Source organism: Reichenbachiella sp., from assembly GCF_033344935.1.
Taxonomy (GTDB): Bacteria; Bacteroidota; Bacteroidia; order Cytophagales; family Cyclobacteriaceae; genus Reichenbachiella.
On sequence record NZ_JAWPMM010000001.1, the window covers coordinates 656,357 to 670,941 of the forward strand.

13 protein-coding genes and 1 tRNA gene are annotated in these 14,585 nt (G+C 41.2%); 11 read left to right on the plus strand and 3 right to left on the minus strand.

The window, feature by feature from the left end; all coding sequences use genetic code 11:
• Positions 1-16 precede the first annotated feature (16 nt).
• From R8N23_RS02720 to R8N23_RS02730, 3 genes are all read left to right on the plus strand, one after another.
• Positions 17-2,011 (plus strand): protein-disulfide reductase DsbD family protein, encoded by a 1,995-nt coding sequence (locus tag R8N23_RS02720; RefSeq protein WP_318170029.1) that lies wholly within the window; start codon positions 17-19, stop codon positions 2,009-2,011.
• Positions 2,012-2,026: 15 nt separating this feature from the next.
• Positions 2,027-3,325, plus strand: coding sequence for a peptidoglycan DD-metalloendopeptidase family protein (locus R8N23_RS02725; RefSeq protein WP_318170030.1), 1,299 nt, complete (start codon positions 2,027-2,029; stop codon positions 3,323-3,325).
• An 83-nt stretch (positions 3,326-3,408) separates the two neighbouring features.
• Complete coding sequence (locus tag R8N23_RS02730) at positions 3,409-3,990, plus strand: nitroreductase (RefSeq protein ID WP_318170031.1); 582 nt, start codon at positions 3,409-3,411, stop codon at positions 3,988-3,990.
• Here the strand turns inward: R8N23_RS02730 and R8N23_RS02735 are convergent, their stop codons facing one another.
• Both R8N23_RS02735 and R8N23_RS02740 read right to left on the minus strand, forming a co-directional pair.
• Positions 3,991-4,698: a methyltransferase domain-containing protein gene (locus tag R8N23_RS02735; protein WP_318170032.1), complete on the minus strand. Its 708-nt coding sequence runs from the start codon at positions 4,696-4,698 to the stop codon at positions 3,991-3,993.
• 4 nt (positions 4,699-4,702) lie between these two features.
• The gene (locus R8N23_RS02740; RefSeq protein ID WP_318170033.1) at positions 4,703-5,800 is read right to left on the minus strand and encodes a type III polyketide synthase; all 1,098 of its coding nucleotides are present in this window, start codon (positions 5,798-5,800) and stop codon (positions 4,703-4,705) included.
• Positions 5,801-5,910: 110 nt separating this feature from the next.
• On the opposite strand from R8N23_RS02740, the gene R8N23_RS02745 reads away from it, so the two are divergent.
• From R8N23_RS02745 to R8N23_RS02780, 8 genes are all read left to right on the plus strand, one after another.
• A complete protein-coding gene (locus tag R8N23_RS02745) occupies positions 5,911-6,771 on the plus strand; it encodes a UbiA family prenyltransferase (RefSeq protein ID WP_318170034.1) in 861 nt (286 codons plus the stop codon).
• An 8-nt stretch (positions 6,772-6,779) separates the two neighbouring features.
• Positions 6,780-7,361, plus strand: a complete 582-nt coding sequence (locus R8N23_RS02750) for an RNA polymerase sigma-70 factor (RefSeq protein WP_318170035.1) — start codon at positions 6,780-6,782, stop codon at positions 7,359-7,361.
• Positions 7,362-7,419: 58 nt separating this feature from the next.
• Positions 7,420-8,400, plus strand: coding sequence for a FecR family protein (locus tag R8N23_RS02755; RefSeq protein WP_318170036.1), 981 nt, complete (start codon positions 7,420-7,422; stop codon positions 8,398-8,400).
• A gap of 29 nt (positions 8,401-8,429) precedes the next feature.
• On the plus strand, positions 8,430-11,021 hold the full coding sequence (locus R8N23_RS02760; protein WP_318170037.1) for a TonB-dependent receptor: 2,592 nt from the start codon (positions 8,430-8,432) through the stop codon (positions 11,019-11,021).
• Between the two features lie 128 nt (positions 11,022-11,149).
• Positions 11,150-11,223 (plus strand) — tRNA-Pro (locus R8N23_RS02765).
• A 129-nt stretch (positions 11,224-11,352) separates the two neighbouring features.
• Complete coding sequence (locus R8N23_RS02770) at positions 11,353-11,796, plus strand: hypothetical protein (protein ID WP_318170038.1); 444 nt, start codon at positions 11,353-11,355, stop codon at positions 11,794-11,796.
• A 231-nt stretch (positions 11,797-12,027) separates the two neighbouring features.
• Complete coding sequence (locus R8N23_RS02775; protein WP_318170039.1) at positions 12,028-12,615, plus strand: DinB family protein; 588 nt, start codon at positions 12,028-12,030, stop codon at positions 12,613-12,615.
• Between the two features lie 82 nt (positions 12,616-12,697).
• Positions 12,698-13,555, plus strand: a complete 858-nt coding sequence (locus R8N23_RS02780) for a bestrophin family protein (protein ID WP_318170040.1) — start codon at positions 12,698-12,700, stop codon at positions 13,553-13,555.
• A 6-nt stretch (positions 13,556-13,561) separates the two neighbouring features.
• Here the strand turns inward: R8N23_RS02780 and R8N23_RS02785 are convergent, their stop codons facing one another.
• Entirely contained in the window at positions 13,562-14,581 is a 1,020-nt protein-coding gene (locus R8N23_RS02785; protein WP_318170041.1) for a glycosyltransferase family 2 protein, read from the minus strand.
• Positions 14,582-14,585: the final 4 nt, after the last annotated feature.

Below are 14,585 nucleotides of genomic sequence, written 5' to 3' on the forward strand. Positions count from 1 at the left end.
CTCTTAAATGTTAAGAATGAAAAAGGTAATCGCAATTTTTTTTATACTCCTAAGTGCCCAATCCTGGGCGCAAATATTACAACCAGCCAAGTGGTCTCTTGAGGTTTCTAATCCAGATGCAAAAGCTGGAGAAGAAGTCGATTTGATCTTCAATGTGAAGATCGACAAGGACTGGTATTTGTATTCCACAGATTTCGATCCTGATCTTGGTCCTATGGTGACCGAGTTCGAATTTATCCCACACGAGAGTTATGCCATAGTCGATTCTTTGGCTCCCGTAGGAGCAAAGAAAAAATATGATGAACTCTGGGAAGGCGAATACACCTACTTCCGTGAAAAGGGAAAATTTGTAGCGCGAGTAAAAATCCTATCTGAAAATCCTGAAATCAAAGGATCCTACGCCTATCAGGTGTGTACCGATGTGGATGGCAAGTGTATCCCGTTCGATGACGAGTTTAGTTTTGGAGAATTGCTGGGTGCGAAAGCGGCAGCTACAAAGGGGGCTCCTGCAGAAGAAAAGAGTGAAGTAAAAGAATCCGAAAGCAAAGAAACTAAGGAAGGTGTACTAGACCAGCGTGGAGTGAATGACCCGTATAGTCTTTGGGCATTTATGATTGCTGCATTTTTGGCGGGTATCGCCGCTATATTCACACCTTGCGTATTTCCTATGATACCTATGACGGTGAGCTTCTTCACCGGAAAGAAAAAAGGATTGGGCGTGCTTTATGGCTTGTCGATTATCATCATTTATACATTGATCGGCTCTTTGCTGGCGCCATTTATGGGGCCTGAAACGGCCAACGAACTCGCCACCAACTGGGTTCCAAACGTCATCTTTTTTGCAGTATTTGTCATTTTCGCCTTGTCCTTTTTGGGGCTCTTCGAAATCACCCTACCTAGCAAGTTTGTCAACAATGTGGACAAGCAAGCGGACAAGGGTGGATTTATCGGCGTGTTCTTTATGGCCTTCACGTTGGTGCTGGTTTCATTTTCTTGCACTGGGCCGCTGGTAGGTACGATTCTGGTAGAGTCTGCTGGAGGACTGATCCTCAAGCCTATCCTGGGCATGTTTGCTTTCTCCATGGCCTTTGCCTTGCCATTTACGGTATTTGCGCTGTTTCCTAGTTTGATGAACAATATGCCGAAGTCGGGCGGTTGGCTCAATAGCGTGAAAGTGGTGCTGGGATTTTTGGAATTGGCTTTCGCCTTCAAATTCTTAAGTATTGCCGATCAGGCCTATCATTGGAATCTTTTGGATAGAGAAATTTATCTCGCGATCTGGATCGTGATTTTCACTCTTATGGGCTTTTACCTTTTGGGTAAAATCGAATTGCCACATGATAGCAAAACCGAAAAGACTTCCGTAGGTGGGCTGATGTTGGCGATCATCACCTTCTCGTTCGTGGTGTATCTGATTCCAGGAATGTTTGGTGCACCGCTCAAAGCACTTTCTGGATACTTACCACCACAGACCACCTTAGATTTTGATTTGACCTCATCGAGGGGTGCAAACGCTAATGTGGAAAGCACCATTTGCGAAGCGCCTAAATATGCTGACTTCTTGCATTTGCCGCATGGCATTCAAGGGTACTTCGATTATGAGCAGGCATTGGCTTGCGCCAAAGAACAAAACAAACCGCTTTTTATCGACTTTACCGGACACGGTTGTGTGAATTGCCGTGAAATGGAAGCACGTGTATGGTCCGACTCGCAGGTGTTGAAACGACTCAAAGAAGATTTTGTGGTAGTTGCGTTATATGTGGATGACAAGACAGAGCTGCCCGAATTGCAATGGTTTAAGTCTGAATATGATGGCAAAATGAAAAAATCAATCGGAAAGCAAAACGCTGATTTTCAAATCACAAGATTCAATAATAACGCCCAACCTTACTACGTCATTCTAGATACAAATGGCGAACTGATACCACCAATCAAGGCTTATGATCTAGAAATTGCTAATTTTGTGACGTTTTTGGATGAAGCCAAAGCGGAATTTGAAAAAAGACAGTAATTATATATGCAGTTTTTGAAGAAGTGGGGTTGGAGTTTGGTATTGTTGGCAGGGATCGTACCAGCGACTATTTATTTTGCCTTTTTGTATCAACCCATTCCTGAAGATGAGTTGGTAGAAGTGCCTGTGGTGGAGGATACCGTACAGGCTTATATTCCTAAAAAATATTATGGAATTATCGTCGATTCTTTGCTGATTGAAGAAGGCAAGATTAGGCGAAATCAAAATCTGGCTGATATTCTGAAGCCATACAATGTGCCCTATGAAAAGATTCATAAAGTAGCGCATGATTCTAAGAAGGTATTTGATGTAAGGAAATTTGTGTCTGGCAAGCCGTATTCGATGCTTTACAAGGGAGACAGTTTGAAAGAAGCGACACACTTCATCTACAGACCAAACGCGATCGATTATGTGGTGATTGATTTTCAGGATTCTGTAAAGATGTATCAGGCCAGTAAGCAAATCGAATTGAAAGAAACAGAGATGGTAGGTGAGATCAACACTTCGCTATATGTGGATATGCTCGAAGCTGGAGGTAACGCTGATTTGGTAAACAAACTGGTGGATGTATTTGCCTGGCAGGTGGATTTCTTTGGGATTCAAAAAGGAGACAACTACAAGATGATCTACGACGAACAATACGTGGATGATGAGTTGGTAGGTATTGGCGAAATCAAGGCGGCATATTTTCAGCATGTGGGTGATTCGTATTACGGTTTCCGATTTGAGCAAGACAGTGTAGGAACCGACTATTTCGATCAGCACGGTCAAAGTCTCCGTCGTGAATTTTTGAAAGCACCATTGAGCTTCACCAGAATTAGCTCCAGATATACCGGTCGCCGTTATCATCCGGTGCAAAAGAGATATAAAGCACACTTAGGCACCGACTATGCAGCGCCAGTAGGCACGCCGATCAGAGCAGTAGCCGATGGCAAAATCATTGCTGCCAAATACCACAGGTTTAATGGCAACTTCGTCAAGATTCAGCACAACGGAAATATTGCGACCCAATATCTACACATGTCGAAGATCGCCAGTGGTATCAAATACGGTCAGAAAGTAAAACGTGGACAAACGATCGGATTCGTAGGATCAACAGGTTTGGCTAGTGGCCCACACTTGTGCTATAGGTTTTGGAAAAATGGCGTGCAAGTGGATGCGCTCAAGGTGGACTTACCACCATCAGAGCCTATTTTGCCTGAAAATATGGCTACCTTTGATTCAGTAAGACTCGTGTGGCAACAGAGATTGGACCAGATGTATTTGCCTGTCGAAGCAGCCGATAGTGTCGTTTACGCCAGCGTTTCCAGGTAAGTTATTGGTTATCAGTTATTGAGTGAATCGGTACTGATTGACCCCAATAACTTATTAACCAATAACCCATTAACTAATCACAAATGAATTACGATATAACTCAAATATCCGATCTGATTAAGAATCGTAGATCCATCTTCCCGAAAAACTATTCTGGAGAAAGGGTGTCTGATGAGGTGATTGCAGAGATGCTCGAAAATGCCAATTGGGCCCCGACCCACAAGATGACTGAGCCGTGGAGATTCACTGTTTTCTGCGATGAGGGTATTGAGGCTTTCGCCAATTTTCAGGCAGAGTTGTATCTGAAGTCTGCTGGCAAGAAGCCAGACAAGGACAAAATCAAAAAACTCAAGTCCAAGCCTTTGATGTGTTCACACATCATTTCTATAGGTATGAAAAGAAACAAATCCATTCCGAAAATGGAAGAGATTGCTGCCGTGGCTGCGGCTGTACAAAACATGCACCTGACCGCCACTGCGCATGGCGTCGGCTGCTATTGGAGTACAGGTGGCGTGACCTACGACAAGAATGCAAATTCTTTCTTTGATCTCGGGGAGAAAGATTTGTTGATGGGCTTTTTATACGTCGGCATGCCCAAAAAAGCTAAGTGGCCCAAGGGCAAAAGAAAGTCCATAGATAAGAAAGTAAAGTGGGTGAGGAAGTAATCACTTACAAATAATCAACTCCCAACGATAGGCCCAGCGCCAGGTGAGGGAGTAGTCTTGGATCCCGGCCATTTTCAAATATTTTTCTAATTCTTCTCTGGTAAAGGATCGTTCAACGGACAACAAAGAATCGTATTTCACCATTTCTGACTTAGACCAATTGGTGATTAAGTACTTGGTGAATAGATAAGATACCCAATGACGATGTAGGTCGTTGATCACCAGGCCCACCCGCACCTGTCTCATCAATTGCTGGAGTAATTCTACGATTTCCTCAGCTTGCATGTGATGGAAAAATAGGCTGGCATGGGCAATGTCAAACTCACGAGCTTTGAACTCTTCCCTCAGAATATTTTCTGCGCTGAATGAAATGTTAGGGTATTTGCTGCAGTTTTTTTGTGCGTAGTCTACAATGTATTTATTCGCATCTATGCCGACCAGCTGAAGGTCTTGGTTGTGTTTCTTGCCCCATTTAGCGAATAGCTTTAGTGTATCTCCACCCCCACATCCTAAATCAACTATTTTATAATTCTCTTGAGGTTTTTTTAGGATTAGTTTTTTCACCCCATTTAGCGAAAGCAGATCTCCACCTAAGTAAGTATTGATTTGATTGAGTTCTCGTAGCGTTTGATTGACTACCTCTCCTTGGCAGAAAAAATCATCCATGATTTCTTCTTTGAGTGAGCGCTGTTTGAGAAAGTCGAACATGGTCTTAAACGGTTTTGAACAATAGACTTTCAAGGGTGAGGCCTGGCCCGAATGCAAAGGAGAGAATTTTTTTATTAGGCTGGGATTTTAGTGGCGACCAAACTTGATTGAGTACAAATAGAACAGTTGGTGAAGACATATTACCATGATTTTTCAAAATTTCATAAGCCTGATGGTTCTGTGTTTTAGTAATTCCCAATTGGTTTTCTATGGCTTCTAGTATTTTCTTGCCGCCAGGGTGAATAGCATATGCATCTATGTCAGTCAGCGCTAAATTGTTCTTAGCTAACAAATCAGAGGTAAGCTTTTGGATTCCACCCTCGATAATTTTTGGCACGTAGGAGGTCAACGCCATTTCAAAACCAAAGTCTCCAATTTGCCATGCCATATCATTTTGGCCGCTTATAAAAAGTTGACTGGCTGAATGCATAACTTCAAGTGCTGGTTTATTTTTTTGAAGTTGACCTGAAACAACCACAGCAGCCGCACCATCCGCGAATAGTGAGTGAGCGAGAAGATTGTCCTCAGTTTGTTCTTTTTGGAGATGTAAACTGCAAAGCTCAACACTTACGATCAAAACCTTGGCTTCTGGGCTATTGTCACAAATTTCTTTGGATAGATTAATCGCATTCATGGCTGCATAGCAACCCATAAAGTTGAGGCTATTTCTTCTAATGTCTGAGGCTAGATTGAGTGCTTTGATTAGATCAACATCTAAGCCTGGTGCGTACATACCGGTGCAGCTTACAGTAATTAAGTGAGTAAATTCTGACAATTGATGATTGTTGTCCAAACAGTCCGTGATGGCCGAAATAGCCAGTGGCAGCGCTTCTTGTCGGTAGATATTCATGCGTTTCTGCGTGCTTGGGAATGGACTTAGATTTTCCTCATTAGAATAGAAGGTGAATGTACCTGGTTGTTTTTTGTAATCATCTAGTACAGAATACCGGTGTTTAATACCAGTAGCCCGGTATAAGACTTTAACTTTTTTATGTTGGTTAGCGTCTTCAGTCAAATGGTCGCACATAAACTGTGCGAGATCCTCTTGAGAGTAACGATTGGCCGGATTGGCTGTTCCTATAGCTGTGATGTAAGCGCCCATTTTCTAAAGTGGAAAATAGCGAAAATTTGGGATTCGAACGAATGATTAAAATGGTAGAATCGGAAACGGATTAGACAAGCATTTAATAAATTGTTGCGAAAAGGCATACAATGACCAAATCCACATTTTTACACCTTCGTTTTCCATTTTCTTTTTTTCTGTTACCTGTTTTCGTTTTCGGAGTAGCAATAGCTCAGCCGGAGGATTGGACCCGAATAGCGTTGGTGTTTTTTATTCTTCATTTTCTGCTATATCCTGCGAGTAATGGATACAATTCCTACTTCGATCAAGATGAGGGAAGTATTGGTGGATTGGAGCACCCACCGGAAGCAACGAAGAACTTATATGGTTGGTCGCTGATTTTGGATTTGCTGGCGCTAGGACTTGGACTATTAATTGATTGGAGGTTTAGTGGTTTGCTTTTAATCTATGGGCTGGTATCCAAAGCTTATAGTCATCCTTTAATTAGACTCAAGAAGCGACCAATTCTGGGATGGCTGGCAGTAGGTGTTTTTCAGGGTTATTTTACATTTCTCATGACGGTTTTCGGAGTTTCTACTTATCACATTGATCTATTTGATTGGCAATGGCAACTTCCTGCGCTGTTGAGTTCGATGTTACTTCTGGGTAGTTATCCTATGACGCAGATCTATCAGCACAAGGAGGATGAAGAACGAGGAGACATTACCATAAGTTTGAAGCTCGGCATCTTAGGAACCTTCTATTTTACAGGCGCATTCTTTTTTATTTCAACTTTAGGATTTATTTACTATTTCACGGAAACCCATTCGCCCCAGACTGGTCTTTTGTTTATCATTCTTATGCTTCCAGTAGTAGGTTATTTCTTTTATTGGTTTTTAATAGTGCGAAAAGATGCCAACAAAGCAGATTTTAGACATACCATGCGATTAAACTTGGTGTCTGCTTTGATGTTGAATCTGTTTTTCTTGATTTTTGCCTTGAATCTTTAAAAGACTCAATGCCTACCATACCCATTCAAAACAATCTGGACCAAAACTTCAAAGACTTATATTTTGAGTTTTATGAAGCTGCCCTGCGTACGGCTATGTATGTGCTGAAACGACAGGATGCAGCGGAAGACGTCGTTCAGAATGTTTTTCTCAAACTTTGGGACAAACGAGGGCAATTGGACCAACTCAACAATCCAAAAGCTTACATCATGCAGATGGCCAGGAATGGAGCCCTGGATGTAGTCAAAAAAGGAGATTACTTGGGAGAAGAATTTATCCCGTTAGAGTTTGAGGAAGATTTAGCCGATACCAATATTGAGCACGATGATATGCGTAAAGCCATTGAGCAGGCTGTTGGACAATTGAGCCCTAAGTGCAGATTGGTTTTTTCCCTGAGTCGATTTGAAGGATTAACCAATCCAGAGATAGCGGAGCATTTGGATGTTTCTATCCGAACCGTAGAAACACAAATTTCTAATGCGCTCAAAAGTTTTAGGACAGACTTACGCCATTACTTTATAGAGTTTTTAGGCTGGGGCCTTCTTGTTGGAAGTCAATGGATTGATAAAGGGTCAGAATTATTTTTGTAATGTTTTACGTGTTTTAACAATTGGTTCGTCTTAGTATCGAGTCCCAAAGGTTAAAAACATGAATGATCAGAAATTTTTCGACCGCTGTGCCCAGAAACTATCTGGAGCCTTTACATCTGAAGAAGAATCGAAGTTTTACGATTACCTGGAGAACAATCCAGATCAAAAGAACGCTTTTCATGATTTTGAAAAGCAATGGGAGACAAGTGGTAAGCTTAAGCTTAAATATGAAGCTGACCCGCAGCTAGCATGGGAGAAGTTTTCCGAACTTAAATCTGACGACCAGCCTACCACCGTACGGTGGATTCATTTTGCCACCCGTCTGGCAGCTATGATTTTGCTGACTGTTGGTTTAGGGTTCTTAATTCGTGAATTCGGAAAAAATGAACCCTATCACTACGCAACTTTTGAGGGCGAAACTAAATGGGTTGTATTACCAGATAGTAGTAGAATCAAATTGAATGAATCTACACTACTTACAGTTGCTTCTGATTTTAACATGGAAGAAAGGAATGTTTCTCTAAAGGGAGAAGCTTTTTTTGAAATTTCCAGAGATGAATCCAAACCGTTTATCATTCAGACCGAAGGAGCCAAAACACAGGTGTTGGGAACTTCTTTCAATATTCGAGCTATCGAAGAGGAGGATAATGTTGAAATATATGTGGTAAGCGGGAAAGTTTCTTTTTCAGCCAAAGATTCAGAACTCATTCTTACTCAAGGAATGGCGGCAAATTTTGATAAATCCAACGATCTACTGGCGCTTGAAGAAAATCAAGCCAATGCATTGGCCTGGCACGTCAATTCTCTCGAATTCAAGGACGCTCCATTGGACAAGGTCTTTGCCGATCTCGAGAATTATTTTGACGTTGAAATAGTCATTGCCAATAACAAAATAAAAAACTGCCGCTTCACGGGCGAATTCAAAAAGCCGAAACTAAAAGAAATATTGAAGGTGATAGCCATTTCTATCGGTATTACTCACACCGAAAACAATAATAGCTATACCATTCAAGGAGAGGGTTGCTCTCCACAACCATAGTCAAATACTCAAAACAATATCTTAAACCAATGAACAAATATTATTATTTGGCCTTGCTATGCCTGTTTTCTACAGGAAGTGTGCTGGCACAGGAAAAAACTGATTTAAAGATTAATACCTATTTTCATGAACTTCCGCTAGAAAAGGTTCTAACCTATTTGGAAGAGCAATCAGATTACACCTTCTCCTATAGCTCTAGTGCTATACCCTTAGATGAAAAAGTAACACTTAAAGAACAAGATATTTCCTTCTGGTATGCACTAGATGAATCGTTAAAATATTTGCCTGTTTCTTACGAAGTGGTAAATCAAAATATTGTACTAAAGTATAATGAATTGACTCAAACGATTCGGGGTACTATTCTAGACAAGGACACAAAACAGCCCATTTTTGGCGCAACCGTAATGGTTGTTGGCTCGGATCCTTTGATAGGAGCCACAACGGATATGAATGGCAATTATCGATTGACCAATGTGCCTGTTGGCCGATTGACGCTACACTATGGCTATTTGGGTTATGAAGAAGGCGCAATTCCCAATGTACTATTAGGTTCTGGTAAGGAGCTGATATTGGATGTGGAGTTGGTCGAATCTGTGATAAAGATGGAAGAAATCGTGGTGAGTGCCACTGGCATTGGGTCACAGCCGCTCAACGAAATGGGTATGATCAGTGGGAGATCATTTACTGTTGAGGAAACCAAAAGATACCCCATAAGTATTGGTGATCCCATGAGACTGGCTTCTTCTTTTGCTGGCGTCATGGGAACTGACGACGACTCTAATGAAATTGTGATTCGAGGGAATAGTCCTCGAGGTATACTTTGGAAAATGGAAGGTGTTGAAATTCCCAATCCCAATCACTTTTCCAGCGAAGGGGCTTCTTCTGGAGGGATCAGTATGTTTAGCACACAGGTTATTTCTAGATCAGACTTTTATACTGGTGCGTTTGCGCCGATTTATGGAAATGTGCTTTCTGGTGTATTTGATATCAATTTGAGAAAAGGAAATAATGAAAAGCATGAGCATACAGTTCAGGCCGGATTGTTAGGAATAGACCTTTCTTCAGAAGGACCAATTAGTAAATCTTCGGGTAGCTCTTATTTGTTCAATTATCGATATTCTACCCTATCTATTCTGAGTGACCTTGGTGTTGTAGAAATAGATGAGAATGAAAAGAATACCTTTCAGGATTTAGCTTTCAAAGTAAATTTTCCAACTGAGAACATGGGGACCTTCTCTGTTTTTGGCATGGGCGGACTAAGCAAATATTCGAGGACCGGCGAGGGGTTTCGAGAAGATATTGAAAAATACAATATGGGTGTAATTGGTGTATCTAATGATCTGATCCTCAATAGTAGTACATTTTTAAAGACTAATGTATCTGTCTCAGGGACTGAGGTTGGGAATGATGAGTTCGTGAAATATCAACAAGACACCATTAATGTGGATTATAATAATCTTGAATCATTCAAGAAAAGCTATACCAGGGGGTCAGTCATCTTGAACAAAAAGTTTAATTCCCGGCATATTTTAGAATTAGGAACTGTTATTAGTTGGTTGGATTATGATTTTGTAGAGCGGGAGCATAACATTAATAATGCAGATCCTTTTGTTGATCTGGTTTTGTTTAATGATGAAGGCGCTTCAGGTACTCAACAAGCTTTTGTGTCATGGAAGTTTAGAATTACCGAGAAGCTGAGTCTGGTTAATGGCTTACACTATTTCAGGTTTAGTTTTACAGGAGAGGATTCGTGGGAGCCTCGCTCAAGTCTCAAGTGGCAATTCAGAGAGAATCAATCTATCACTGCCGGTTTTGGTATGCATAGTAGATTGGAGTCTTTGGAGTATTACCTCGGAAATCATATCAACAGCGATGGCACTACCGTTGACAACAATCCTAATCTGGGCATGTCCAAAGCCAATCATTTCGTTTTGGGCTATGATCGGGTGTTAGGGCCAAGTTTATACTTTAAAACTGAAGTGTACTATCAACATCTCTATAATATTCCTATTTCTAACAACCCTGCTTTTGGTTGGTATTCGTCGATCAATTCTTCGGATGACTATTCAACAATCCCACTTGTAAATGAGGGCACTGGAGAAAACTACGGAATAGAAATGACGCTGGATAAACGATTTTCTAGAAACTACTATTTTATGGTCAATGGTTCCATTTTCGAATCCAAATACAAAGGCGGAGATGAAATTGAGAGAAACTCCAGATTCAATGGCAATTTCACTTATCATGGTTTGGGAGGTAAGGAATGGAAGGTTGGTAAGAACGGGAAAAACAATATCCTTGGTGTAAGCGCTAAAATTTCTTATGCTGGAAATAAGCGGCTAATTCCTATTGATTTAGAAGAATCAATAGATCAAGGCCGACAAGTGAATGATTTTGATCGTGCTTTTGAAGAACGAGCGCCCGATTATTTTAGGTTTGATTTGCAAATTAGCTATCGAAAAAACAGAGCTAAATCTACTTCCGAATGGCGACTGGATCTACAAAATGTAACAGGACGAATGAACTATGGAGAACAGTATTACAATGATGGTTTGCAGCAGATTGTTCAGGAGGATCAGATTGGATTAATACCCGTACTCAGTTACCGAATTGAATTTTAGCAACTAATTGATAATCACTTCAAAATTTATTTAAATTTGCCACCCCAAATACATATTCAGGAAGTGGCGAACGTCGCCCGGCGCAGTCCGGTAGCGCATCGTTTCGATACCCTGTTTTGTTACTAATTCGGGATGTGGCGCAGTCCGGTAGCGCACCACGTTAGGGACGTGGGGGTCGCAGGTTCAAATCCTGTCATTCCGACTATAAAGATGAAGGCAGTCAGCAATGGCTGCCTTTTTTATATTAGAATAAGTTTATAAGTTCTAATTTGGATTAACGTTTAGACCTATCATGAAAAAAATGTTATTGACACTGTGCTTAGCAATCTTTATGAGCTCTTATAGTTTGGCACAAACAGATAATGCTATTGAAAAGACAAAAATCGGCTTGTTTAAAACTAAGGCGGCCTACAAAAAGTGTGGGATCACCATGACCAACGCGCAGTTTTTTAAGCTTATTGGCGAAGATTCGAATATGAGTGAATTTGTGAAGCCTCTGGCGATCAACTATATGGGAGATGCCTTGCTCACAGCAGCGTCAAGCGTATTAATTTTCTGGCCTATTGGTGAGCATATTGCGGGCAATGATGATCCTAATTGGACGCTAGCTTATATTGGGGCTGGCTGTGCACTATTGTCCATTCCATTCAAAAAGGGGTTTGAAAAAAATGCAGACAAAGCCATGAAATTTTATAACAATGGCTATCAGAAAGTCGCTGTAGATTTTAGGCTGAACTTGAATGCCAATGGTTTGGGGTTGGCTATGAAATTTTAGAGTCATAGAAGTTCCTAAATGGAGACGGTCTCAAAAATAACGGCACCTGTCAGGCTGAGGTACTCGAAGCCCCACTGACAGAAGCAGACTATGTTTCGACGTAGTTTAACTTGATAGAAATTCCAATAGGTCTTCTTTTGAGACAGGCTCCTTTCTGTTCCGTTCGTGTAAATTTCAGAACCATAACTAGCTTGGAGCGTTTCTTTCTTTTTTTACTAATCAAATCATTGTATGCGTACATTATTACTTTTTTTGGTGTGTCTTAGCGCTATTGCTAAGGCTCAGGACTCTACAGACTACTATTACAAAATACCAGAATACCCAGAAAGTTACAATGCTGGTACAGTGGCAGCTCGAATGGTAGATGGATTAGGTTTTAGGTACTATTGGGGTACGATAGGGTTGAAGGCCGAAGATTTGGCTTATCAACCATCTCCAGAAGCTAGAACGGCTGCAGAAACCATTGATCATATTTATGAGCTTACCAATGTTTTGGTAAACGCTACGAAAAAACTGCCCAATGACTTTACAAAAGAGAATGAGGAAGAATTGACCTTTGAAGAAAAAAGAGCCAAGACACTACAAAACATCAAAGAGGCGAGTGAGATTTTGAAGCAAAGCACGGCAGAAGATCTGGAGAGTTACAAGATAATATTCATCAGTTCTAGAGGGCGTACAGAGTATCCATTCTGGAATCAGCTCAACGGTCCGTTGGCAGATGCCATCTGGCATGTTGGGCAAGTGGTGTCATTTAGACGGGCTTCAGGAAATCCGTTCAATTCGAACGTGAGTGTATTGAGGGGGAGACTGAAGGACTAAGGGTACTCAGTAAAAATACGGATTTTATTGTGATAGGACGTTAAGCTCGTGGTAGTTAGCCATTTTTTGATAGTTTTGGTCTATGGTAGAATATAACCCCAAGAGCTGGCTAAACTTACTCTTTCATAGCTACAGCCGATATGTTTTCAGACGTTTGTTGCCTGCGCTGATGTACGTCACAGTCTATACGTCATTTATCACCTATGTTTTTTATGAGTTAGACATCAACTTTGTCAGTACCACATCGGTTCACAGTATATTGGGTATTGTACTAGGATTCTTTTTGGTATTTAGAACCAATGGCGCTTATGACAGATGGTGGGAAGGTCGAAAAGTTTGGGGAGAGTTAGTAAACAATACTCGAAATCTGGCGATCAAGTTTTCAATAATGGTGCCTGGAAGCCATCCTGAAAGACAATATATCACAGAATGTATTGCTGCTTATCCTAAGGCATTGAAGGAGCACTTGAGAGAAGGAGTACCGGTAGAAATGGGACAGGAGATGGTGGAAAAGCTGAAGATGGAGAATCTCGATCATATACCTAACGCCATTGCTAAAAGACTCATTGGAATTACCAACCTGCTAAAGAAAGACAAAACAATTGATCAGGAACAATACCGAGTACTCGATGAGCAGTTGGTAGCTTTGACTGATATCATGGGTAAATGTGAACGAATTAGAAATACACCTATTCCTTATTCATATAGCATGTTTATGAAGAAGTTTATCTTCACATTCATAGCTACGCTACCATTCGCTTTTGTAACGGTATATCATTATTGGACCATTCTGATCGTAGTATTGATACTATATATTTTGATGAGTATCGAATTACTGGCAGAGGAGATAGAAGATCCGTTTGGCTCAGACATCAATGACTTGCCGACAGATATTCTAGCAGGCAAAATCGAAAAGAACGTAAGAGAAATTATGGACTAAGGTTCATCAGGCAAAAAACCAGAAATCTAATACTGGTTTTTTGCCCCATTTTTTTAATTGTTCTCTTATTTCAACTTGTCCATCCGGAGAAGCTACCACTATCATGAGCTGTGGGTGGTCTAGGTTCTGAATCTCTTCAAAGTGAGCTAGCCTAATGCCATAAACATCCTTCCCTATTTTGTTTTCATTGTCGCAGACCCAGTGAAACTGGTTTTCCTGCTGAAGGAGTAATTTGGCCATGTCTTTGCCGTTTCGGCCAGCTCCCCACAATACTAACGGTCTGGACAGGTCTCTATCTAGTTCGTAGAAATTTTTAATCTTTAGGTCGAAGTACCTGTTGTCCTTATATTCTTCCCATGTACGCGAAATCCGATTGGATCGGTCCCTCCAATGGTGCAATACTTTATCCAATCCAGCGATCTTCATACCATGCTTATAGAACCTGAAAGTCAGGTCATAGTCCTCTGGATATATCTCCGAGTCAAAAGCTCCTACGGCATCAAAATCATCTTTATGTGCTAGCCAACTATGTGATGGGATCACACATTCTTTGTAAATCTCTTCGTAGTGGACACTTCTACGTGCTACATCGTTGAGCCAACGCTCATAGCGGAGAAATCCATCACCTACTTCACCTTCATCAACGAAATGTTCCGTACCCCCAGCAATAATTGTTCCCTTGCCATGCTTTTGCCATTCATCAACAAGTACTTCCAGTTTATCAGCTGGCATTTTATCATCGGAATCCATCCGATTGATTAGTGTTCCGTTGACATGCTTGTATCCCTCTTGTAGCGTTGGGATGAGCTTGGGTTTTGTGCTATGAAATACACGGACACGGGCATCCTTTTGCGCGTAAGCTTCTAATATTTCTGGCGTACGATCTGTAGAATGATCATTAACGGCAATCAATTCCCAATGAGGGTAGGTTTGAGCTAGGATTGAATCCAGACAGGCAGGCAAATAAGGCTCGGTGTCCTTCGTGGCCATAATGATAGAGACAAGGGGCTGAGGTTCTTCATTCATTGCG

Excerpts from the sequence above, each read along its gene's own strand:
- R8N23_RS02755 (WP_318170036.1), top strand. The coding sequence starts at position 7,420 with ATGAATGATCAGAAATTTTTCGACCGCTGTGCCCAGAAACTATCTGGA.
- R8N23_RS02720 (WP_318170029.1), top strand. The coding sequence starts at position 17 with ATGAAAAAGGTAATCGCAATTTTTTTTATACTCCTAAGTGCCCAATCC.
- R8N23_RS02740 (WP_318170033.1), bottom strand. The coding sequence starts at position 5,800 with ATGGGCGCTTACATCACAGCTATAGGAACAGCCAATCCGGCCAATCGT.
- R8N23_RS02760 (WP_318170037.1), top strand. The coding sequence starts at position 8,430 with ATGAACAAATATTATTATTTGGCCTTGCTATGCCTGTTTTCTACAGGA.
- R8N23_RS02785 (WP_318170041.1), bottom strand. The coding sequence starts at position 14,581 with ATGAATGAAGAACCTCAGCCCCTTGTCTCTATCATTATGGCCACGAAG.
- R8N23_RS02735 (WP_318170032.1), bottom strand. The coding sequence starts at position 4,698 with ATGTTCGACTTTCTCAAACAGCGCTCACTCAAAGAAGAAATCATGGAT.
- R8N23_RS02730 (WP_318170031.1), top strand. The coding sequence starts at position 3,409 with ATGAATTACGATATAACTCAAATATCCGATCTGATTAAGAATCGTAGA.
- R8N23_RS02745 (WP_318170034.1), top strand. The coding sequence starts at position 5,911 with ATGACCAAATCCACATTTTTACACCTTCGTTTTCCATTTTCTTTTTTT.
- R8N23_RS02780 (WP_318170040.1), top strand. The coding sequence starts at position 12,698 with ATGGTAGAATATAACCCCAAGAGCTGGCTAAACTTACTCTTTCATAGC.
- R8N23_RS02770 (WP_318170038.1), top strand. The coding sequence starts at position 11,353 with ATGAGCTCTTATAGTTTGGCACAAACAGATAATGCTATTGAAAAGACA.
- R8N23_RS02750 (WP_318170035.1), top strand. The coding sequence starts at position 6,780 with ATGCCTACCATACCCATTCAAAACAATCTGGACCAAAACTTCAAAGAC.
- R8N23_RS02775 (WP_318170039.1), top strand. The coding sequence starts at position 12,028 with ATGCGTACATTATTACTTTTTTTGGTGTGTCTTAGCGCTATTGCTAAG.